Below are 23,826 nucleotides of genomic sequence, written 5' to 3' on the forward strand. Positions count from 1 at the left end.
AAAGTTAGTGTTTTAAGGGGTGGGAAACTTTAGTTATTTATTATAATCGTATCAAGACGAAGACTCCAATGAGCGTAGAAGTATTGGATACCGCTAAAGATATGATTTATCAGCTCCGGAACAGGCAACCTTCGCTGCGGGACTGTCCTGATTATCTGTTTGGTATCTTGAGTGGTGATAAAAAACGGAAGGATGAAGATGCTTATCGCGAATATCAGTCTGCTCTCCGAAAATTCAATAACCAGTTGAGAGGACTTGCAAAAGCTTTGCACCTGACCTCTCCTGTCACTTCGTATACGATTCGCCATTCATGGGCTACTACTGCGAAATATCGCGGAGTTCCTATTGAAATGATCAGCGAATCGTTAGGGCACAAATCAATCAAAACAACACAAATCTACCTTAAAGGCTTTGCTTTGAAAGAACGTACTGAAGTTAATAAAATGAATTTATCTTACGTAAAGAATTGCTTTGCAAAACGGAGTAATGATACAAAGTACTGATAACCAGTGTGTGTAAGTAGGAGTTACTTCTTAGGTAACGGAAATAATAATGACGCAAAGATAGACAAAAAAATAAATAACAAGCAAGTAAACTATCCTTTTTTTCTTTTTTGATTAAAAAATAAGATAAAAATAGTCCGGAATATGAAAGAACTCTTTTTTCATATTCTAAGATATTTACGTCCTATAATCAAAGAAATTTCACCCTACACCTAGGCTGAGCCTTCTTTGGTAGTCAGATATGTCCTTTTTTTCGTGTTTTTAGAGATTTTTCCCCTTTCCCTGCTTTTTCCGTTACCTAAGAAGTAACAGAAAAAAGAATGGTAAAAATAGAGGATTTATGAATTAAATTGGGGTAAGATCTCTATTTAGGAATACACATAGATAAAAAATGAAACAAATTGAAGCAATTTTGGGGGATATGCTATTTATTCCGTTAAAGGGTGTTGTATTAATTCTGATTCTAATCTTGACAACAAGCCAGATTCATGCACAATATGCTCTTGGGGCAACTGGGCAGATGATGATACCTACAGCCGAGATGCAGGAAACAGGAACCTTTATGGGAAGTGCAAACTTCCTTCCTGAAGAGGTTACACCCCATAAATTTAATTATCCTACCATGAACTATTCTGTTGATATGTCATTATTCTCTTTTGTAGAACTGACTTACCGTATGACATTACTCAAGATGCGAACGTATAATGGCAGAGTTGGTTATCATAATCAAGATCGCTCTAATACTATCCGTATCCGTCCATTGAAAGAAAGCCGTTATTTCCCTGCTGTGGTTATTGGTGCCGATGACCTTTTTACAGAAAAGGCGACTCAGTATTGGGGAGATTATTATGGTGTATTAACTAAGACATTCGGTTTCTGTAAAGGACATCAGTTGGCTGTTACGGCAGGCTGGTATTTTCATCAAGGCAATCAGCCTGCATTCAATAAAGGACCTTTTGGTGGTATCCGTTATACTCCCGCTTTTTGCCGTGAGTTAAAGCTTATGGCAGAATATGATACTCATGGCTGGAATCTTGGAGGAGCAATACGCCTTTGGAAACATTTGTCTATCCATGTGTTTACCCGCGAATTTACTTGTGTTTCTGCGGGCTTGCGTTATGAATGTACTTTAATACATTAAGAAGATGAAAAGAGTATTTAGTATATTATATATTATCTGTTGCTGCACATTGGAAAGTGTAAATGCACAGGCTGTACGGGTATCTGGAGTCTTGAAAGATTTGCAAATGGAAAATATCTCTGTAATACAGAAGCAGGATACGATTACGGCGGCATTTGAAACTTCCGTATATAGGGGATCTTATAATGGTATAGGTATCGCAATACGTCATTTGATAGCTGTTTCGGAGAATTCTACATTGCAGTTAGTTATATTGGATAATGCGCTGCCCCAACTTTGTATCACCTTACCTGCAAAACTGATCGAGGATTATCAATCGGGAAAGTGTGATTTGAATGAGGTGTATCGTACTATGCAGATGACTACTTCTACCCAAACTGCAATGGATGACTTGAAAGGGATAAAACGTGAGTCTACTACTTTTGGTAAGGTGGATTTAGTCGTTTATCCGGGGGTGATGTTGGTTAATAATGTTACTTACAAACTATATAAGGCTGCTTTTGAATTGCAACCGGCGGTAGAAATGCAACTTTGGAAGGGTGCTTCATTAAGGTTACAAGTTTGCTTGCCTGTCATTAACAATGAGCCGGGTAAATGGGATTGTATCCGACCGGGGTATTTGACATTGCGACAGGAATTTCGCTTGGATAATCATTGGAAAGGATACTTGACTGGTGGGAATTTCTCGGATGATCGCCAGGGGCTTGCTGCCGGTATCGGTTATTTCTCATCTGACGGTCGTTGGACAGTGGAAGGAGAAGGCGGTATAACCGGTTCCTCTCATTTATATGGCAGAGACTGGAGAATGAGTAAATGGAAGAGAGTCAATGGACAGTTTAGTGTGGGGTATTATATTCCACAAATGAATACACAGTTAAAGGTCAGTGGAGGCCGGTTTATATATGGAGATTATGGAGTATGCGGAACTCTTTCCCGCTATTTCGGTGAATATATTGTAGGGCTTTATGGTATGTACACAGATGGGGAAACAAATGCCGGATTTCATTTCTCGATTCCTTTGCCGGGCAAGAAGCGCAACCGTCATGCAGTACGTGTAATGCTTCCGGATCATTTTGCTTTTCAGTATGATATGCGTAGCGGGAATGAGTTTGCCCGCCGTGCTTTGGGAGTCAGCTATAGAACAGAACCGAAATCAGCCGAGAATAGCCGTTTCTGGCAACCGGATTATATTCGTTATTATTTGATTCGTACCAATGATAAGACAAAATTTAAATAAGAGTTGATATTAGTAATTTAAACAAAAAATGAACAATTATGAGAAATTTAAAATGGTTGTATGCATGCTCTTTGGCGATAGCCTTCGGTGTGCTGTCTTTCACTGCAGTTTCATGTCATGATGATGACGATGAACCCAAACAGGAACCGGGTGAAGAAATCGTAACTCCCGATCCGGTTGTTGAGTACTATATTATGGGTACTGTGACAGATGCTGGTAAAGGACTGTCTAATGTGGATGTGAAAATTGGTTCTGAAACAATTAAAACAGACAAAGATGGTAAGTTTTCTGTAACTGAGAAGAATACAGGCAAGTACTCAGTTGAAGTTGCCCCTAAAGGTTATCTTGCTCAGAATACATCTGTGGAAATTGCTGCTAATGCGGAGAACCGTAGTGTGGTAACAGTGGCTGTGGCTCTGACAAAGCAAAGTGAACCGAAAAAAGTGGAAGTTGGCGAAGAGGGTAATAAGGAAGATGTAAAAGTAGAGGATAAGAGTACTTCAAATCAGGACGTTAAGGACCCGGGTACAGTTGAACCGGAGGATGTGAAGGAAGATCTTCCTCTTGTAACACCTGAATTGGATATTCCGGCTGGAGCGATTCAGACAGAAGGCAATGAAGATGTTTTAAAAGACGGTAATGCTGAAGTCAGTGTAACGACCTATGTTCCTGCTCCTGAAGAGGTAACTACGGAAGTGAAGAAAGAAGAAGAAAATAAGGAAGTTGAAAAAACGATTCCTTTGGCAGCTGCCCATTTTGAACCTAGTGGTTTGCAATTTACAGAACCTGTGACTATTTCTATTCCTAATCCTATTCCGGGTGTAACTTTTGCTCAGGATATAGAACTTACTTATCTGAAAGATGGAAAGTGGGTTCCACAAACAGAGGACATAAACAAAGTTGTTTACGATGAAAAATCAGGTAGCTACACGACTAAGGTTAAACACTTCTCTTCTTATGCAATGGAAAATAAAGTGACTAGCAAAGTTAGCTCTGAAACTGTGGTGAAGAGTGAGATTCTGGGACAGGCTAGTCGTGACAATAGCGAAAACCCTAAAGCTGTGACCGGTATTGCGCTGACTTATAAAGAAAAGGCTGGTTGGGAATGTAAAGATGCTGATATTAAAGCAGCTGTAACTAAAGCCTTGTCGGGTGCAAAAAATGAGACAGTGAATGCTATGGTAGCTTTTTTCAAAACTCGTTTGTACTCGTTGATGGGATCTGCATCTGGTATTACAGAAACAACCCGTACTTATAATACCGTAAACGTAAACGGTTATACAACAATGAATTATACTTGCTATGCCAAGACTCGTACTACTACATTGTCAACTACAGTGAAGTATAATGGTAAAGATGTGAAAATCTCAGTAACAGCAACACGCTATACCGGAACTGATCATCAGTATAAGACAGTTACTACTAATCCTACTCATAGTGGTGGTAAGGGTGGAAGTAACTAATAAATAATTCAGATCATAAAAATAACCCTTTTTTAATAAAACCCTTTTTTATAAACCCTGTTGGGTGATAATCATATGGGATATGAGGAGGAGGAAGTCACTGTGAAGTGGTTTTCTCCTTTTCGTTTTCATGTCTATGGATGTTTGAAGAGCGTTCTTTTTAGACAGAATTCTACTAATATAAGTTAATGTTTATAATTATGATTTGTTTCATGTAAATAAAGCCTATCTTTATCACCCAATACAACATAGGACAAATAAAATGTCATGAGCATAATTATTAAGAACCTTAATAAGATTTATCCCAACGGAAATCATGCTTTGAAAGATATCAATCTGGAGATTCCTGCAGGGATGTTTGGCTTATTAGGACCCAATGGCGCCGGCAAATCTACTTTGATGCGTATTCTAGTAGCCCTCATGGAACCAACTTCCGGGCAAGTAGAAATTTGCGGTTATGATTTGATGAAACAGCGGAAAGAAATACGCGGTATTCTGGGGTATCTCCCTCAGGACTTTCGTTTCTTTGCCAAATACAAAACGTATGAGTTTCTTGATTATGCGGCACGCTTATCCGGAATGACTCATAGCAGGCAGAGGAAACAGGCGGTAGATGAAATGCTCGAAAACGTTGGCTTGTTTGATGTTCGTGAACGATATGCCAATAAATTATCGGGAGGTATGAAGCGGCGGTTAGGAATCGCACAAGCGCTGATACATCATCCTAAAGTAATCATTGTTGATGAACCTACTACCGGACTTGACCCCGAGGAACGTATCCGTTTCCGCAACCTTCTTTCGGAGGTCAGCGAGAATGATGTGACTATTATTTTGTCTACTCACATTGTCGGTGATATTTCCAGTACCTGTAACAATATGGCGTTAATGAATAGGGGACAAGTTTCCTTCAACGGTTCTCCCCAGGATATGTTGAAATTAGCCGAAGGTAAGGTGTGGAGAATCAGGGCTGCCGGTGACCAGTTACATGAAATCGATAAAAAATATCCGGTAATCTCTACTATTCCATCGGGGACAATCTGGGAGGTACAAGTGGTTGCCGATAAAGTGGAGGGATACGAAGCGGAACCATTTCCTCCTAATCTGGAACACGCCTATGTATATTACATGGAGAATCAATTAAACCTTTGGACAAACGACTAAACACGATATGCTGATATGACCTTTATATCTAATATACAATCGGTAGCAAAATATGAAAGCAAATTATTAATAAGAAGCTGGTTCTTCAGAGTATTCACGGTGCTCGCCGTAGCTATCATTACTTTTTTTAATTTCATGTTATTCGTATCGGAGGATAGCGGAGGTATTTGGATTGCAACAGCCATTCCATCCAATATTCCTTATCTAATCTTGTTATTGCTTAATACAGGACAGGCAGTTATAGCTATTTTTCTGGCCTCCGACTTTCTGAAAAGAGATAAAAAACTGGATACATCGGAAGTCTTTTATGTCCGTCCGTTGAGCAATGCTGAATATGTCATAGGTAAAATATGGGGAAACCTGCGTGTCTTTTTGCTGCTGAATCTTATTATTATGGCTATTACGGCAGCATTCAACCTGACATTGGGAGAAGTAGACTGGGTGGCTTATCTGCTTTATTTTTTCCTGATCAGTGTACCTACGTTGATTTTTATCATCGGATTGGCTATCTTTTTGATGCTGGTGCTTAAAAATCAGGCATTGACATTTGTATTGCTGCTGGGATATATCGGCTTGACGGTTTTCTATATTGAAGATAAGTTTTATTATCTTTTCGATTATATGGCCTATAGTCTTCCTTTGGTAAAGTCCAGTATTGTCGGCTTTTCCAACTGGGAAGTGATCTTGAATCATCGTGGCATTTACTTACTTGCCGGATTAGCGTTTGTCTTTTTCACTATTTCTCTGTTTCGGCGCCTTCCGAACTCATCGCGTAGTAATTATCCGTGGTTAGTTCTCTCTTTCTGTACTCTTATGTTAGCCTTCGTATGTGGTTACTGGCATATACATTCAATTTTGTATCAGAGTGATATACGGGCTACATATACGAAGATCAACAATCAATATGTTTCTACTCCGAAGATGTTCATTCATGAATATGATCTTTCAGTAGAACAGCATTCAGATGATTTTCTGTCGGAAGTAACAGTAAAAGGCGTGGCATTGGATTCATCTGCCGTATTCACTTTCTGTTTGAATCCGGGATTAACCGTGCATTCCGTCCGGTCGGGAGAACAACCGCTCAATTTTAAACGTGACAAGCAAATTGTGTTAGTGGATTTCGGAACAAACCTTGCCAAAGGAGATACGGTTTCTGTAACCTTCAGGTATGACGGGCAAATAGATAATTCATTCTGCTATCTGGATATTCCCCCCGAAGTATTGCAAGCCTCCAATAAGAAGTTTCTGTTTAACATAGACAAACAGTATAGTTTTCAGACAAAAGATTATCTGATGCTTACTCCTGAGACTTATTGGTATCCCCGTGCAGGAACAAGCTATAGTGACAAAAATCCTGATTGGCAACAAACTTATTTCAGTAATTATCGGTTGAAAGTCAAGCCTCTTCCGGGATTAGTGCCTATTTCCCAAGGTGAAGGAAAATGTGATGAGGAAGGAGTTTATTCGTTTAAAGGAGATTTTCCGTCTCAGACATTATCTTTATTAATAGGTGATTATCAGCAAAAAAGTGTCTATGCGGACAGTATTCTTTATAGTGTGTGGCACCTGAAGGATCACGACTATTTTACAGCGTCGTTCGATTCCATTCACGATACTATTCCCTGGCTTATACGTAATGTTAAAGATCAGTTGGCACGGCAATATAAACTGGATTATCCTTTTAAGCGATTCTCTATCATAGAAGTTCCGGTACAGTTTGCCAGCTATGAACGTGCCTGGTCTCAGGCCCAGGAAACGGTTCAGCCGGAAATGGTATTGTTCCCTGAAAAAGGAGCCATATTCTGGGAACTGGATGTAAAAAGGCAGGTTAAGAATCAGATCCGGTGGTCGGGAGAGAATGAGATCACTGTACAGGAAGCCCAGATGCGTACATTTAGTAATTTTGCCTGGATGTTTATGCGGACAGAAGGTGATTATAACTTTTCAACAGGTAGTAGGGGACGGGGAAATCTTTCGTCTGTGGCAAATCCTTATTTCCTTTTCCCGCAGATTTATAATTTCCGGTACAATATTTATTCCTCGGAATGGCCTGTAGCCAATCGTGCCATTGAGTTGTATCTGCAAAAGAAGTCAGAAAATGAAGGATGGGAGCGCCAGATAAATGGACTTAGTAATAACGAGAAGGCCAATCTTCTGCTGGAAAAACATACATTCAAGGAGTTGCTGGCTGATGTGGAACAGCGTAATCTGCAAAATAATATCGTAGGACTGGAGGCGAGCCGTATTTTCGCCCGATCAGAAATCAATATGGGGGTCGATGCTTTCAGAGATTCATTGTATGCGATGCTGAAGCGTAATACTTTTCTGAATATTAAGTTCGAAAATATGCTGGATACGCTAGGACAAATGAGTCGCACGGATATCTATTCCTCTTTGAAAGAATGGGAACAACTGACTCCTCTTCCTTTTTATTCGATCGGAGAGCCCGAGTTGACCAAAGTTGTCAATAAGGGGGGAGAAGAATTCTTTGTATTGAAAGTGCTGGTGAGCAATAACTCTGATTACGACGGAATAATACAGATGAATGTTCTTCAGAATGGCTGGTGGTACCAACCTCTGGAAGATCCCAGAGCCAGAAAAAAGGTTGAGATAGCTGCCCATACAACTAAAGAGTTTGTATCTGTCTGGGAAGAACAAATCCGTGAGGTAGAGGTCAACACGATGATTTCCGGAAATCTTCCTTATATGATCCGGCAATCCATAGGCAACGTAAAACAAGAACGAAATAAAATAGTCAAGGACAGTATCTATACACTACCGGAGTCGTCATTAGAAATGCCGGGAGAGATTATTGTGGATAATGAAGATTCTACTCTCTTTGTACTTTCTACTCCTCCTGTTGTAGGGCTTCTTCCTAAATGGCTGGATGAAGTAGAGGAAACTCCTTTTAAATATTCGGGTATATCCTGGTGGCGTGCGCCTTTACAATGGACGGCTACTACCAATGCTAAATATTATGGTAAATATATCCGTTCGGCTTATGTGATAAAGAGTGGAGACGGTAGTCAGACGGCTACATGGAAAATACCTGTGCCGGAAGCCGGTCAGTACGAACTCTATTATTATGTATTCAAGAACGATGAGCTGAGATGGAATGACCGCCTTCAAGGTGAATATCATTTTAGGGTGGCGTATGACAGTGAGGTAGAAGATGCCTATATCAACCTGAGAAAAGCCAATGAAGGTTGGGAACAGCTTGGTACTTATTATTTTAGTGCCGATACGGTTCGTGTCGTATTGACAGATGAATGTAAACTGCGGTCTGTGACGGCTGATGCAGTGAAAATAGTGAAACGATAATTATTAAAACAGCAAACTATATGCAAAGTGACTTACTACTATTTAAAAGAGTGCTGCTGACAATCGTAACTTTTACCGGGATTGCCCTGACATCGCAGGGGCAAATTCCCTTGACGATTGACAAGGCAATGGAGATTGCGCAGGAGAATAGTCCTTCTCTTCGCCGTTCCTATATGAATCTGGAGAGATATAAGCAGAATCTGCTGGCGCAGAAGGCTTCTTTAAAATCTCGATTTTCATTAAATTTGAATCCGGTGGACTATAACAAGAACAGGCGTTTTGATAATCGTTTGTCACAATGGTACACGAACGAAACATTCAACACCAGTGGAACTTTTCAGGTTGATCAGCCTATTTTATGGACAGACGGTACTATTTCTTTAATAAATCGTTTCGGATGGCAGGACAATAGTTCCATCATAGAAGGCGATAAGACCAGTAACCGTGCATTCAGCAATGACCTTTATCTGCAGTTGACTCAGCCTATTTTCACTTACAACAAGCGTAAAATGGAATTGAAGCAGATAGAGTATGATTATGAAAATGCCAATATTAGTTATGCTTTACAACAGCTGAATACGGAAAAAAGTATAACCGATCAGTTTTATTCGGTTTATATGGCACAAAGTAACCTGGAAATCAGTCGCGAAGAATTGGTCAATGCCCAGCAGAGTTATGATATTATAAAAAATAAAGTAGAAGCGGATTTGGCAGCTAAAGACGAACTCTTTCAGGCCGAACTGAATCTTGCTACGGCTCGTTCGTCTGTAGACGAAAGTCAGGTGAATCTGGAGAATGCGAAAGACAAACTCAAACAGACTCTCGGAATGAGGCTGGATGAAGATATTCTCGTATTTGCGGAAGTGGAGATTAAACCGATTCAGGTAAATCTGGACCAGGCCATATCGCATGGATTGGGTTCGCGTCTGGAACTTCGTCAACGTGAAATAGAGAGCAAGGAACTTGAGTTCGATATGATTAAGACAAAAGCGCTGAACGAGTTTAAAGGAGATGTATCTATCTCTTTCGGATTGATAGGAGATAATAGCCACCTGAATAAAGTTTATAATAATCCGACACAGAATCCGAGGGTTTCTATCAGCTTTGCTGTTCCTATTTTCGACTGGGGTGAAAAGAAAGCAAGGATTAAAGCACAAAAGATGGCCCAACGGATTAATGAACTCGAGTTTCAAGAGGATAAAGTGGATATCGAGCTGAATATTCGTCAGGTATGGCGTAACCTCGAAAACCTCCGGACTCAGATTAAAATCGCCGAGCAAAATGTACAGAATGCACAGTTGACCTATGATCTGAATCAGACTCGTTATCGGGAAGGTGACATAACCGGTATGGAAATGAGCCAGTTCCAGACTCAGCTTTCGAATAAGAAGATTACTTATACGCAGGCGTTGATTAATTACAGAATAGAATTACTTAATCTTAAAATCCTTTCATTGTATGATTTCGACAAGAATATCCCTCTTGTTCCTATGAAAGACATTATTGATAAAAAATAAGCAGACCATGAAACAGTATCAAATTTTTATTGCATCTTCTTTGTTAACAACCTTATTGTTAACCGGCTGTGGCAACAAACCACAAAACGCACCCAATAATATTGCAACTCCGGTATCTGTCGTGGAGCTGAAGAAAGGTTCTATCAGTAAATTAATAAATACAACAGGAACAGTGCAGCCGACTTACGGTGCATCTCAGAATGCGGAAATGAGCGGATTTTATAAACTTCAGACTAATCCGAGAACCGGAAAACCTTTCAAAATGGGAGACAGGGTAAGTAAGGGGGAACTGATAATCCGTCTGGAAGACAAGGAGTATGAAAACGGAATCGCTATTGACGCTAAAAAACTAAGTCTTGAAATTGCCGAACAGGAACAGTCAAAGCAGAAAGCTCTCTATGAAAAAGGAGGGGTGACGATGAGTGAAATGCGGAATACGGAAGTAAAAGTAACGAATGCCCGTTACGATTATGAAAACGCAAAACTCAATCTGGAGAAGATGAAAGTGAAAGCTCCGTTTGATGGTGTGATTGTTGATTTGCCTCACTATACGGCCGATACAAGAGTGGAACAGGGAAAGGCTATGGTGAGTCTGATGGCTTATGATAAAATGTATATGGATATCAATCTGCCGGAAAGCAGCATTCGTTATGTCAAGGAAGCGCAACCAGTATATATTACTCATTATACCATCCCCGGGGATACTTTAAAAGCGAGAGTCGGTGAGTTGTCTCCTGCAATCAGTACGGAGACACGTACTTTTAAAGGAAAGATTCTGATTGATAATGACCAACTGAAGTTGCGTCCGGGTATGTTCGCCAAAGCAGATATTATCGTTGACAGAGCTGATAGTTCTATCATTATACCTAAAGACGTAATCTTGTCCAATCGTCGCCGGAAATACGTATATATCGTCGAAAAGAATACGGCAAAGATACGCAATCTGCAAACAGGTCTGGAGGATGAATATAATATCGAAATTCTATCCGGACTTAATGTAAATGACAATTTGGTAGTGAAGGGTTTTGAAACACTGAAAGAAGACGCCAAAGTCAAAATCCAAAAGTAAATCATGGATGCGATATATGACCGCATCTTTTGAAAATAGGAAATACTTATGAAGAATATAATCAAATTTGCAGTAGGCAATCCGGTTACGATTTGTATGGTAGTATTTGCCCTCTTATTGCTGGGAAAAGTATCATACGATCAGTTGAGTGTGGATTTATTGCCCGATCTGAATAATCCCCGCCTGTTTATTGAATTAAAGGCGGGTGAACGCCCTCCCGAGGAGATCGAAAAGCAATTCGTTAAAAATATGGAGTCTATGGCGATCCGGCAGAGTGATGTTACTCAGGTCTCTTCTGTGATTAAAGCCGGGACGGCACGAATTACTGTAGAGTATACCTGGACAAAGGACATGGATGAGGCTTTTCTTGATTTGCAGAAAGCCATGAATCCGTTTGCCCAGAACAAGGATATCACTGAACTGAAGATTACGCAGCATGATGCGAACTTGTCTCCGGTAGTTTTGGTGGGAATGTCTCATCAGAGTATTACAGATATGGCGGAATTGAGGAAAATTGCCGAAAGCTATATCCGTAATGAGTTGATTCGTCTGGAAGGTGTGGCTGAAGTTACGCTTTCGGGAGAAGAAGTCAGCACTCTTACCATTCAGACTGATCCTTATAAACTGGATGCTTTTCAACTGAAAATAGAAGATATCGCTTCGCGCATCGAATCGAACAATCAAAGCATATCTGGGGGACGGGTCAGTGAACTGGGATTACAATATCTGGTGAAAAGTTCGAGCTTGTTTGCTTCAGAAGATGATTTTGAGAATCTGATTGTCGGATACAAAGCGATACAACAAGAGGAAGCATCTGGAAACAATGCTACGGGTACAGCAACCGCCAACAGTAATAAAGCTCCTGTTTTTTTGAAGGAAGTGGCTACTGTGCAGTTTTTGAACGCTCGTCCGGAGAACATTGTACGGATTAACGGGAAGCGTAGTATCGGACTGTCTATTTATAAGGAGATGCGTTTTAATACTGTAAAAGTGGTGGATGAGGTAACCCGCCAATTGGCAGTGATAGAGAATGCATTGCCCGGTTATCATTTTCAGGTGATTTCGAATCAGGGTACTTTTATAAAAAGTGCGATCGGAGAAGTAAAGAGCAGTGCTGTTTTGGGTGTTATCCTCGCTATTGTAGTCTTGTTTGTATTCCTTCGCCGGATGGGGACAACACTGATTGTCAGCCTTGCTATTCCAATCTCCATTGTAGCTACTTTCAATCTGATGTTCTTTAATGGGCTGACGCTGAATATTATGACATTAGGAGGACTGGCGCTCGGGGCGGGTATGCTGGTGGATAATGCGATTGTCGTCATAGAAAGTATCTTCCGAAATCAGGAAAAAGGATTGAGTATCAAAGAGGCTGCTATTAACGGGACAGCAGAAGTTGCCAATGCGGTAATTGCTTCTACTCTGACTACTATTGTCGTCTTCCTGCCGATTGTTTATCTTCACGGAGCTTCGGGCGAACTGTTTAAAGATCAGGCATGGACGGTAACTTTCTCACTGGTCTCTTCTTTGTTTGTGGCTATTCTGGTGATTCCGATGTTATATATCCAGCTTTCCGGCAAGAAGATTAAGCTGGAAGAAGTGAAGTCCATTCGTATTGCGGGATATAGCAGAGTGCTTCGCAGGCTGATTCAGCGACGTTGGCTGGTGATCGGTATGGCAGTGTTGCTTCTTATCGTGACTGGGTTACTGACTCCGTTTATCGGAACTGAGTTTATGCCCCGTGCGGAAAGCAAGACGTTTACGGCTGTAGTCAAAATGCCCGAAGGTACACAGATGGAACGTACTTCCGCTGCTGTAGGCAATTTGGAAGAATTGTTATATACCATTGTTGGCGGTGATTCTTTATGTACGGTATACAGCCATATCGGAGAGGGAAGTGGTTCGGAAAATGCGATATTTGAAGGAGAAAATACAGCAATGATGAAAGTGATCCTTTCACCGGAATGTACACTTTCACCGGAAAAGGTGATTGCGTCTTTCGTGGAATCGGCCAAGAATCCTGACGGACTGGAACTGACGATTCAGCAGGATGAGAATTCTCTGAGTTCACTGTTAGGAAGCGAAGGAGCTCCTATTGTTGTGGAGGTCAAAGGAGAGGAGTTGGATGAGATTGCTCAGTTGACTGAAGAGGTGAAGGAACGGATGATTGGCGTAAATGGAATCTATGATGTTATTACTTCCGTGGAAGACGGTGCTCCAGAAGTTGTGATCTCGATTGACCGTACGATAGCCGGTATCAATAATCTGAGTGTGGCTATGGTAATTGAACAACTGAAGCAGCAACTGAGTGGCAAGGAAGTCGGCAAAATGGAATATCGTGGTGAAATGCGTGATATTGTAATTAAAGTACCGGATATACCATTGAGTTCTCTAGGCTCTCTTGTGATCAAAAGTGGAACACAGGAATTTGTACTGCAGGAGATTGCTACTATTACTCATGGACAAGCTCCCAAAGAAATTCTGCGTCGCAATCAAAGCCGTATCGGTAAAGTGATGGCTAATATGGATACCGGAAAGTCATTGGATAAAGTAGCGGCCGAAGTGCGTGAAACGGTGAAAGGTATTGCATTGCCTGCTAACTACAGTATCACAGTGACAGGAGAAGAAGAAAAACGACAAGAATCAATGAACAGTCTGTTGTTTGCTCTGATGCTTTCTGTTGTACTTGTCTATATGGTGATGGCTTCCCAGTTTGAATCCTTGCTGCATCCGTTTACGATCTTGCTGACTATTCCTCTGGCTGTAGTAGGTGCTATCTTACTTTTCTTCATTACTGGAACCACTATCAATATGATGGGAGTCATCGGTATTGTCATGCTGGGAGGTATTGCCGTCAATAACTCTATCATTCTGGTAGACCGTATCAATCAGCTTAGTCAGGCGGGAATGGAGTTGACTGATGTCATTGTAGAAGCAGGGCAACAGCGTATCCGTCCGATCATCATGACTACTTTGACTACGATTCTGGCCATGCTTCCGATGACATTCAGTTTTGGTGAAGGTGCTTCTTTACGTTCACCAATGGCTATAGCTGTGATCGGAGGATTGATAACTTCTACTCTGATGAGTTTGATGGTTATTCCTTGTGTCTATTATGTGTTGGAGAATATCAAAAGACGTATAAATCGCCGAACTAAAAACAGCTGAAGATGAACTTTTTACTAAATAGGAGAATAACGATTTGTATGCTGTTTATTGCACTCAGCCTGCTGGGCTATGTGTCGTATAAACAACTTCCGGTGGAGTTGCTGCCCAACGCAGAACTTCCGGTTCTGTTTGTCCAGGTGTCGTCACAGCAGGATATGGACCCTTCGTATGTAGAGTCGGAAGTGATTATTCCACTCGAAGGAGCGGTCAGTGCGATAGGTGGAGTAGACAAACTGCAATCCTACATTGACAGGAGGCAGTCCAGCATACAGATTGACTTTAAAAAGAATATCAACTTCAAGATGACCAGTCTTAAACTGCAGGAGAAAGTGAATGAAATCGCAGCCTCCCTGCCGACCGGTTTTACTGTACAGGTACAGAAAGTGGATATTGCTCAGATGAATAATAACTTCATGGTGCTTCAAGTGCGTGGTACGGGAGGAACTGACCGTGTCCGGAGTCTGGTAGACGAGGATGTTCGTTCTGATCTGGAGAACATAGATGGAGTAGCTTCCGTCAATATCTACGGAGGACGGCAGAAAGCCATTGAAGTGCGTCTGAATCCGGAGGCTTGCAAAGCTCTGAACCTCACAGCTTCCAAAATAAGCGGTTTGCTTTCGCAGAATACCCAGGAAAAGACATTTGTAGGCTTCGCAGATGAACCCGACAGCAAGAATTTTGTCCATGTCAATGCGATGTATACCAAAGTCTCTGATTTGGAGAATATAGTTGTCGCTCCCGGTCCTATTCTGCTGAAAGACGTGGCAACCGTCTTTTTTGACTTGAAAGATGAAACCACTTATAGTCGTGTGAATGGAAAAGAAGCCGTCTCGGTTGCTTTGATCAATGATTCACAGGCTAATCTGATTGAACTTTCACACCGTGTATCCGATGTGATTGAAAAGCTGAATGAGAAACTGGCTCCGCTCGAACTGGAAATTGTCATTCAGGAGAACAAGGCTGAAACCATGGAAAATAATATCAACCAGATTATTAATCTGGCATTGGTAGGGGGATTATTGGCTGTGTTCGTTCTTTGGCTTTTCCTGAAGAATATGCGGCTGGTGTTTTTTATCGCACTTTCCATACCGATTTCTGTCTATACGGCTTTCAACTTCTTCTACGCTTTTGGTATTACTATCAATAGTCTTACCTTGGTAGGAATGGCGTTGGCCATCGGAATGCTGCTGGATAATAGTGTCGTGGTGCTTGAGAATATTTATCGTTTGTCGGGAAACGGCTATACGCCCGAACGTTCGGTAACGCAGGGAACAAAAGAAGTGTGGCGCTCCATTGTGGCGGCTACCCTGACTACCATTACTGTATTCCTGCCGTTCGTTTTTTCTGATAATTTCCTGATAAAACTGATCGGGCACCATATCGGAGTATCCATTATATCAACTTTGACGATCTCGCTGTTTGTAGCTTTACTTTTTATACCGATGATTACTTACCTTCTTTTGAAGAGTAAGAGTGGGAACAGTGTCGTTTATGAAAAAGTATCGATCGTTCAGCGTCCGATGCAGGTCTATCTGGTCTTATTGAAGACTTGTATGCGTAATCCGGGAGTGACAGTCTTTGGAGCTGTGATCTTGCTTTTTGCAACGTTGATTTTGTCATTGACCTTGAATGTGCAACAGATGAAAGAAGTTGCTTCAGACCGGTTCAACATCAGTGTCGTGATGCCTACCGGAAGTACGCTTGAAAATACGGATAAGATTGTAAAGGTACTGGAAGAACGTCTGGAGGATTTTCCGGAAAAGAAAGATCTGATTTGCCGTATTCGGGAAAAAGAGGCGACTCTGACACTCGTTTTGCAGGAAGATTACACAAAGATCGCCAAACGGAAAATAGCTGATATAAAAGCGGATGTGCAGACTAAAGTTGCCAATATCAATGGTGCGGAAATCTATGTTTCTGATGCTATGGGAGGCGGAGGAGATAACTCGGCTCTGAGCAGTCTGGGCGGATTCATGCGTTTGTTGGGCATAGGTGACAACAGTGAACGGGTGGTGATCAGGGGATCTGATTTCGAAATGATGCAGATGGTGGCAGAGGAAGTGCGTTATTTGTTGGACGAACAGGATTTTGTACAGCATACTCATGTTTCGTATACTCCCCGTCAGGCGGAAATAAATCTGAACTTTGACCCTATTCTGCTGACTGCCTATGATATTAACCGTGGCAATATTACCACCGGATTAACTGCGCTTAATAATGAATACTCTTCCGAAGCTACTTTCAAGGTGGGAGAGGATATTTATGATATTATTATCCGTGACGAAATACCGGAAAAGGAAACTGAAGAAGAGGCACAGGAAAAAGCTCAGAAAGAGAAAACTGTGGATGACTTGCGTGCTATCCGGATAGAAAATGCCAATGGCGGTATGCACAATCTAGAAGATATATCGTCTCTGAATTATGGACGTGGGCGTTCGCGCATCATCCGTGTCAATCAAGATAAGCAGATTGAGGTATACTATGCTTTTCCGAGAGATGTTCAGTCTTCGAAAGATTTATTGGGAGGATATCGTTCCGATATCGACCAGTTGATTGCCAGTTATAATCTTCCGTCCGGAGTCGCTGTGCAGGTATTCCATGAGGAGGATGAATTCGGGGATTTCAAATTCCTTATTCTGGCAGCTTTTCTTTTGATATTTATGATCCTTGCTTCAGTCTTCGAATCTGTAGTGACGCCTTTTGTGTTGCTTTTTACCATTCCGTTGGCTGCTATCGGTTCTTTGCTGGCATTATTGCTTTCGAGCAACAGTCTGATGAATGCGAATACACTGACAGGGTTCCTTATTCTGTTGGGAGTAGTTGTCAATAACGGAATCATTCTGATAGATTACGCCAACATTTTGCGTAAACGGGGATACCGCCGGAACAGGGCGTTGATGACTGCCGGTATGTCACGTATTCGTCCCATTCTGATTACTTCCATCACCACAATTGCTGCCATGCTTCCGTTGGCTATGGGAGATACGGAGTATGCAGGGGCTATCGGTGCACCTTTTGCCATTACAGTGATAGGCGGACTTTTCTTTTCCGCCATGCTGACGCTGATTTTAATTCCGACAGTTTGTATGGGACTGGAAAATGTGCTTCAGTGGTACCGTTCGTTATCCCGTAAACTATGGACCATTCACCTGATTCTTTTTGTGTCCGGTGTAATCTGTATCTGGCTATACACTGACGGAATCCTTTGGCAGTCAATCTATCTGGTAGTACTGATTGCAGGCATACCGGGGATGACATACTTTGCGCAAACCAGTCTTCGGAGAGCTAAGGCGGAGGTTATCAATCCGGATGAAGAAATTCGTATTTCTGTCCGCAATCTGGTTAAGATCTACGATTGGCCTGGACACATCAGCCGTCAGTGGAACAGTGGTTTGCAATTACGCAAACGTCTGGGATTGAGCAATGAATACCATTCTCTGAAGGACTTTATCAATGTGCTATGGCAGTTTGGTATCTTACTGTTTGCCATTTATTTCACCTATTTCTTCATTCATAACAGGCTTTGGATATTCCTGTTCTCGTTCGCTATTTATGCAGCGATACTGTATTTGTGGAGAAAGGTACGTTCCTATTTATATTATCGATACGGAGATAATCGGGTAACAAAGATCGTAAACCGGGTGATATTCTGGAGTCTTCCTCCCCTTATCCTGTTTCAGTTATTCCGGAAACTGGATAATAACGGGCTGGTCATCATGATCGGATTGTTATGGCTTGTGGGTATTGCCATCTATGTCACTTCCCAGTATCTGTATGATCATGATGTAAATATTGAGCGTGTCACCGGACGATTTGCAGGGCTTCGCCGTTCCTATTTCCGCATGGCGAAGAGTGTTCCTATGATTGGAAAACGACGCAAACCTTTCAAAGCATTGCGTGGGGTGTCATTCGAGATTCAGACAGGTATGTTCGGACTACTGGGACCCAATGGGGCAGGTAAATCGACCTTGATGCGTGTCATCTGTGGTATCTTTGAGCAGAGCTATGGTAGTATCTGGATCAATGGTCTGGATACACGTATCTACAGAGAAGAGCTACAGAGTCTGATAGGTTTCCTTCCACAGGAATTCGGAACTTATGAGAATATGACTTCGTGGGAGTTTCTGGATTATCAGGCTATACTGAAAGGGATTGTAGACGGTGAGTTACGAAAGGAGCGTCTGGATTATGTACTGAAAGCGGTACATATGTACGAGCGGAAAGACGAAAAGATAGGTTCTTTCTCGGGAGGTATGAAACAGCGTATTGGTATTGCGCTTATTCTGCTTCATTTACCGCGTATCCTGGTTGTGGATGAGCCTACAGCGGGACTCGACCCTCGCGAACGTATCCGTTTCCGTAATCTGCTGGTAGAGTTGAGTAAGGACCGTATCGTTATTTTCTCCACTCATATCATTGAGGATATATCCAGTTCCTGTAATCAGGTAGTGGTGATCAATAAGGGTGAACTGAAATATTTCGGTGATCCTTCGGACATGGTGGAAATGGCCAACGGGAAAGTATGGCAGTTTAATATAGATAAGACAGAATTTGAAAAAGTACTGGACAAATCGTTGGTAATACATCATATTCAGGAAGGCGATACGATTCGGGTGCGCTATCTTTCTGTCGGACAGCCTTATGAAGGGGCTGTAGAGGTAGAAGCTAATTTGGAAGACGCTTATCTCTGTCTGCTGAAGAATATGAATTAAAAAGAAAAGAAGGATATGACATTCAAACAATTGATACAACTGTTGCCTAAAGTAGTCAGGTATAACCTGAAGATTATATTTGCCGGGAAGTTTTTCTGGTTTCTGTTGGCTGCATTTGGCTTTTTTGCTCTTTTCATGTTTCAGAATGCCTGGAAACGGGAGGAGATTAACGAGGGACTCATCTATAGCATCCTGATGTTTCCGTCTATGTTGCTTATTTTCTACCCGGCTGTATTCGGCATTCAGAATGATGAAGATAGCCGGATATTGGAGATTCTTTTTGGAATCCCCGACTATAAGTATAAGGTTTGGGGCGTGCGGTTATTGATGATTTATGTGGCAATTTTTGTTATTCTGATTATCTTTTCATACATAGCCATTTTATTGCTGTATCCGGTCAATCCGCTTGAGATGGCATTACAGTTGATGTTCCCGATACTCTTTTTCGGAAATATGGCTTTTATGCTGTCTACCATTACGCGGAGTGGAAACGGAACTGCCGTATTTATGATTATTATAGGCATTGCATTGATGTTCTTAGGTAAGCCGGATTCTTTCTGGAACGTTCTGCTGAATCCTTTTCGTGTTCCCGATAATGTTCATCCGATCATTTGGGAGGGAATCCTTATCAAAAACCGCATTTTCCTTTTATCCGCCAGTTTAGTCTGGATGATGGTCGGATTACTTTATCTGCAGAAAAGGGAAAGGTTTGTATAACAGTAGATTAGGATGCTGAATATTCTCAAGTGTTCTTGCTGCGATGAGAAAAAATTCTCACTATGATGAGAAAAAAGTCTCATCGCAGTGAGAATTTTTTCTCATCATGGTAAGTATAGTCCTATGTATGCGGGAACGGAAATAGGGAATCAGAAGTAGTATCCCAGATTCACATAACAGCTTCCTTTATCAGTCTGATTGGAATATCCGAACGTAATCTCCAATGGACCGAAAATACTGTCCATACCATATCCGGCACTGATACCAAACAGTTGTTTCCCTTTCAGTATTTCGAAGAAGTGACTGTCCGTCAAGCCATAATTACCTGTCAGAGTGAGATAATGAATGCTTCCCATCCGTTGTCTGAGTTTCACGGATGCAATCATGATAGAATTGTTCATCAGTTCCATATTGGTCACACCGGCAAACGGCAGTTGCTGTGGAATGTAGAGTCCGTATACTTCGCCGCCAATGGCATTTTGCAAGGGATAGGCGATGTCTTTTCCAATCAGAACACGACCATAGATGAATGGAATGATAGAAAAACGTCGGGTTACGGGAACTACGCTGCCCCACGAACCGCTCAGTGCGGAGAACGGGGCGTGATCATTATACTGAGCCATATTATCGGTGTAGAGTGAATAGGCAGCTTTGAATTCGGTTCCTTTGGAAGGGAAATATCCCTTGTCGAATGTACTATAATGTACCTGAGCGAAATAACTCAGGAAATGTTCGGATTCTACATTCAGTCCAATGAGTTCCGGTTTCTTGAAAAGAAAATCTTTGTATTTATAATATTCGAAACGAAGTCCGAGTCCGAAGCGGAGGTTTTTGTACCAGACATCCGAAAAGCCAAATTCAGCTAAATGATACTTGTAAGTAGTGTTATAGGCACGTTCACCTTCATCATAGATATTGATGTCATTATATTGAAACATATATGAGAAATTGAAATTGCGTTGCTGCATCGGTTCGAGAGTGTAATCGATGCGTGCGGCATATCGCTTTCCTAATCGGCCGGTCAGGGATAATCGGGAAGGAACATGAGTTTTGAGATCCGCTGTGGCATTAATCAGCAGGGATGCTATTTCTTCCGAGTCGAAACGGATGCCCAGATTGATTCTTTTCTCATATTTTTCTTCTAACAAGAAATTAAGGTGGTACCCTTCGGGAGTGTCGGTAAGTGTGTAGCTGGCGCTTGAGTAAGAATGACTGCCACGCAACTGATACACAGCTTGTTCTATCTGCTGAGTGGTAATGTTACTGTTCTCTTTGAGATTACACTTCTTCATCAGCCATTTTTTGTCATTAGCCTCTACGCCGGAGAAAGATATATCTGTGACGTATACTGTCCGTGAATTGGAAAGAGAAGAGTACGGTCCGTGTTGTTTGGGGACATAATTGTCCGGTATACCGATTTCTTTTTTTAAGGCAATCAAGGAATTCCACTGTGCACGTGCGGCTTCTTCGCCTCGACGCATCAGGGAATCGATGGCTGCCGGAGTGAAGCTGGCGGAAGAAAATCCGTCTACATTTACCTTGATATAGGTATCAGTGAGTTCTACATTCTTTTCATGATTGGTCTGGCAAGTGAGATCAACAATCTGCCCCAATATGTCCGGAGCGCTGTTGAGCTTGTCGGCACTTTTCAGCGCATTCTGAACATCGACTCCGATAATAATATCGGCTCCCATTGCTTTGGCCACATCTGCCGGATAATTATTGACAATTCCACCGTCTACCAATATCATACTGTCTTTGCGCACCGGTGTGAATACACCGGGGATGGCCATACTGGCACGCATGGCAGTAGAGAGTACGCCATCATGGAATACGATCTGGTCTCCATTGACTACATTGGCCGATACACAGGCGAAGGGGATCGGTAACTTATTAAAATTGATCGAGTCATGGTAGCCCATTGTCAGATCAGAGAACAGATTGGCAAGATTCTGTCCTTTGATAATCCCTCCGGACATGGCAGCTTTCGGGCTCTTTGTAAAAGGAAGCGAAACAATGTATTTTGCAGAGCGTTCGCGTTCGGTGAGCGACATGGCACTGCGTTTGATACGATCGCTCAAAAGGAAAGTCCAGTCTTGCTTGCGTACCATACTGTCCAGTTGTTCCGGAGTATACCCGATGGCGTAAAGTCCACCGACTATAGATCCCATACTGGTGCCTACTATATAATCGATCGGAATGCCTGCTTCCTCGATGACTTTCAGTGCTTTGATATGTGCCACTCCTTTGGCACCGCCGCCACTGAGGACAACGCCGACCTTCTTCCGTTGTTCCTGAGAATAAACAGAAAAAGGTAATATCAGGCACATTGCAAAAACTAATGTTGAAAAGATTTGTTTTTTCATTAGGACATGTTATTGTGTTGATGTACAATATAACTACAAATGTAGGGGATAAATTGTTTAGTTGATGAAACAAGAACTATAAAAAATGTTCTAAAAGTCGGAAATGTGGATAAATTCTACACTTTAAGGATGTTTTCCACACTTCTGTCTTCAAGGGGAAAAACGTAATACGTTGATAATAAACAGATAAGATAAAACAGGATATTTTGGTATGTGTATTGCATAATAGAGTGTAGAACAAACATAAGTTAAATTAAATAATAAGATTCGATATGAGATTATTCTTTTCGAAACATGAGTTGAAACTGAGGAGAAAGAGAACCATTGCTGCTGTAGTATGTATGGTAATTGTGTTGGGAGTGTATTGGATACTGACACGACCTCAGAAGGCTGCACCGGAAATGCCGACAGTGATTGTTGAACCGGTTATAAAAGACGATGTAGAAATATTCGGAGAATATGTGGGGCGTATCCGTGCCCAGCAATTTGTCGAAGTACGTGCCAGGGTAGAAGGCTATCTGGAAAACATGCTTTTTGCCGAAGGCACTTATGTAAATAAGAATCAGGTCCTGTTTGTGATCAATCAGGACCAATATCGTGCGAAAGCCGACAAAGCGCGGGCTCAGTTGAAAAAGGACGAAGCACAGGCATTGAAAGCTGAACGTGACTTGAAACGTATCCGTCCGTTGTACGAACAAAATGCCGCTAGCCAGCTGGATCTGGATAATGCGGAAGCAGCTTATGAAAGCGCTGTTGCGACAGTAGCGATGAGTGAGGCGGACTTGGCGCAGGCTGAACTCGAGTTAGGCTATACTATCGTTCGTTCACCTCTTGCCGGTCATATCAGTGAAAGAAATGTGGATTTGGGAACGTTGGTTGGTCCCGGAGGAAAATCGTTGCTGGCTACAGTTGTAAAGAGTGATACCGTATTGGTCGATTTCAGTATGACGGCACTCGATTATCTGAAAAGTAAAGAACGGAATATTAACCTCGGACAACAGGATTCTACTCGTTCCTGGCAGCCAAATATTACTATTACTTTAGCAGATAATACCGTATACCCCTATAAAGGATATGTTGATTTTGCCGAGCCGCAAGTCGATCCTCAAACGGGTACTTTCTCCGTACGTGCAGAAATGCCTAATCCGAAACAGGTATTGCTTCCGGGACAGTTTACCAAAGTAAAATTGCTATTGGACGTGCGTGAAGGAGCCATCGTTGTTCCGATGAAAGCCGTTACCATTGAAAAAGGAGGCGCTTATATTTATACGATGCGTAAAGATGATACAGTAGAGAAACGCTTTATTGAGTTAGGACCGGAAGTAGGGAATAACGTGGTAGTGGAAAGAGGACTCGCTGTAGGAGAGACAATTGTTGTGGAAGGTTTCCATAAGTTGACACCGGGTATGAAAGTACGGGCAAGTCGGCTGGATAACGCAAAAGGAGAATAATCA

General features: G+C 41.8%; 12 protein-coding genes and 1 pseudogene. 12 read left to right on the top strand and 1 reads right to left on the bottom strand.

Going from position 1 to position 23,826, the window contains the following annotated elements; all coding sequences use genetic code 11:
• Window positions 1-32: 32 nt before the first annotated feature.
• The 11 genes and pseudogenes from HMPREF2794_RS00190 to HMPREF2794_RS00240 form a co-directional block, all read left to right on the top strand.
• Window positions 33-503, top strand: a pseudogene (locus tag HMPREF2794_RS00190) (tyrosine-type DNA invertase cluster 3b); the annotation flags it as partial.
• 391 nt (window positions 504-894) lie between these two features.
• Window positions 895-1,644, top strand: a complete 750-nt coding sequence (locus HMPREF2794_RS00195; RefSeq protein ID WP_010537563.1) for a YjbH domain-containing protein — start codon at window positions 895-897, stop codon at window positions 1,642-1,644.
• A 4-nt stretch (window positions 1,645-1,648) separates the two neighbouring features.
• Window positions 1,649-2,881, top strand: a complete 1,233-nt coding sequence (locus HMPREF2794_RS00200; RefSeq protein ID WP_055269192.1) for a YjbH domain-containing protein — start codon at window positions 1,649-1,651, stop codon at window positions 2,879-2,881.
• A 38-nt stretch (window positions 2,882-2,919) separates the two neighbouring features.
• Window positions 2,920-4,344, top strand: coding sequence for a carboxypeptidase-like regulatory domain-containing protein (locus HMPREF2794_RS00205; protein ID WP_055269191.1), 1,425 nt, complete (start codon window positions 2,920-2,922; stop codon window positions 4,342-4,344).
• A gap of 267 nt (window positions 4,345-4,611) precedes the next feature.
• Window positions 4,612-5,505, top strand: a complete 894-nt coding sequence (locus HMPREF2794_RS00210) for an ABC transporter ATP-binding protein (protein ID WP_010537566.1) — start codon at window positions 4,612-4,614, stop codon at window positions 5,503-5,505.
• A 15-nt stretch (window positions 5,506-5,520) separates the two neighbouring features.
• Window positions 5,521-8,826 carry a golvesin C-terminal-like domain-containing protein gene (locus HMPREF2794_RS00215; RefSeq protein WP_010537567.1) on the top strand — a complete coding sequence of 1,102 codons (3,306 nt, stop codon included), beginning with the start codon at window positions 5,521-5,523 and terminating at the stop codon, window positions 8,824-8,826.
• 20 nt (window positions 8,827-8,846) lie between these two features.
• A complete protein-coding gene (locus HMPREF2794_RS00220) occupies window positions 8,847-10,343 on the top strand; it encodes a TolC family protein (RefSeq protein ID WP_010537568.1) in 1,497 nt (498 codons plus the stop codon).
• A gap of 7 nt (window positions 10,344-10,350) precedes the next feature.
• A complete protein-coding gene (locus HMPREF2794_RS00225) occupies window positions 10,351-11,412 on the top strand; it encodes an efflux RND transporter periplasmic adaptor subunit (RefSeq protein ID WP_008760595.1) in 1,062 nt (353 codons plus the stop codon).
• A 48-nt stretch (window positions 11,413-11,460) separates the two neighbouring features.
• On the top strand, window positions 11,461-14,577 hold the full coding sequence (locus HMPREF2794_RS00230; RefSeq protein ID WP_070750490.1) for an efflux RND transporter permease subunit: 3,117 nt from the start codon (window positions 11,461-11,463) through the stop codon (window positions 14,575-14,577).
• 2 nt (window positions 14,578-14,579) lie between these two features.
• Window positions 14,580-19,289 (top strand): efflux RND transporter permease subunit, encoded by a 4,710-nt coding sequence (locus tag HMPREF2794_RS00235; protein ID WP_070750492.1) that lies wholly within the window; start codon window positions 14,580-14,582, stop codon window positions 19,287-19,289.
• 15 nt (window positions 19,290-19,304) lie between these two features.
• Window positions 19,305-20,006 carry a hypothetical protein gene (locus HMPREF2794_RS00240; protein ID WP_070750494.1) on the top strand — a complete coding sequence of 234 codons (702 nt, stop codon included), beginning with the start codon at window positions 19,305-19,307 and terminating at the stop codon, window positions 20,004-20,006.
• A 149-nt stretch (window positions 20,007-20,155) separates the two neighbouring features.
• Here the strand turns inward: HMPREF2794_RS00240 and HMPREF2794_RS00245 are convergent, their stop codons facing one another.
• Window positions 20,156-22,372, bottom strand: coding sequence for a patatin-like phospholipase family protein (locus HMPREF2794_RS00245; protein ID WP_070750496.1), 2,217 nt, complete (start codon window positions 22,370-22,372; stop codon window positions 20,156-20,158).
• Window positions 22,373-22,644: 272 nt separating this feature from the next.
• Here HMPREF2794_RS00245 and HMPREF2794_RS00250 point away from each other — a divergent pair, with 272 nt between their 5' ends.
• Complete coding sequence (locus tag HMPREF2794_RS00250) at window positions 22,645-23,823, top strand: efflux RND transporter periplasmic adaptor subunit (protein ID WP_010537574.1); 1,179 nt, start codon at window positions 22,645-22,647, stop codon at window positions 23,821-23,823.
• The last annotated feature ends 3 nt before the right edge of the window (window positions 23,824-23,826 follow it).

The sequence above is a fragment of the Bacteroides sp. HMSC067B03 genome, assembly GCF_001811315.1.
Taxonomy (GTDB): Bacteria; Bacteroidota; Bacteroidia; order Bacteroidales; family Bacteroidaceae; genus Bacteroides; species Bacteroides faecis.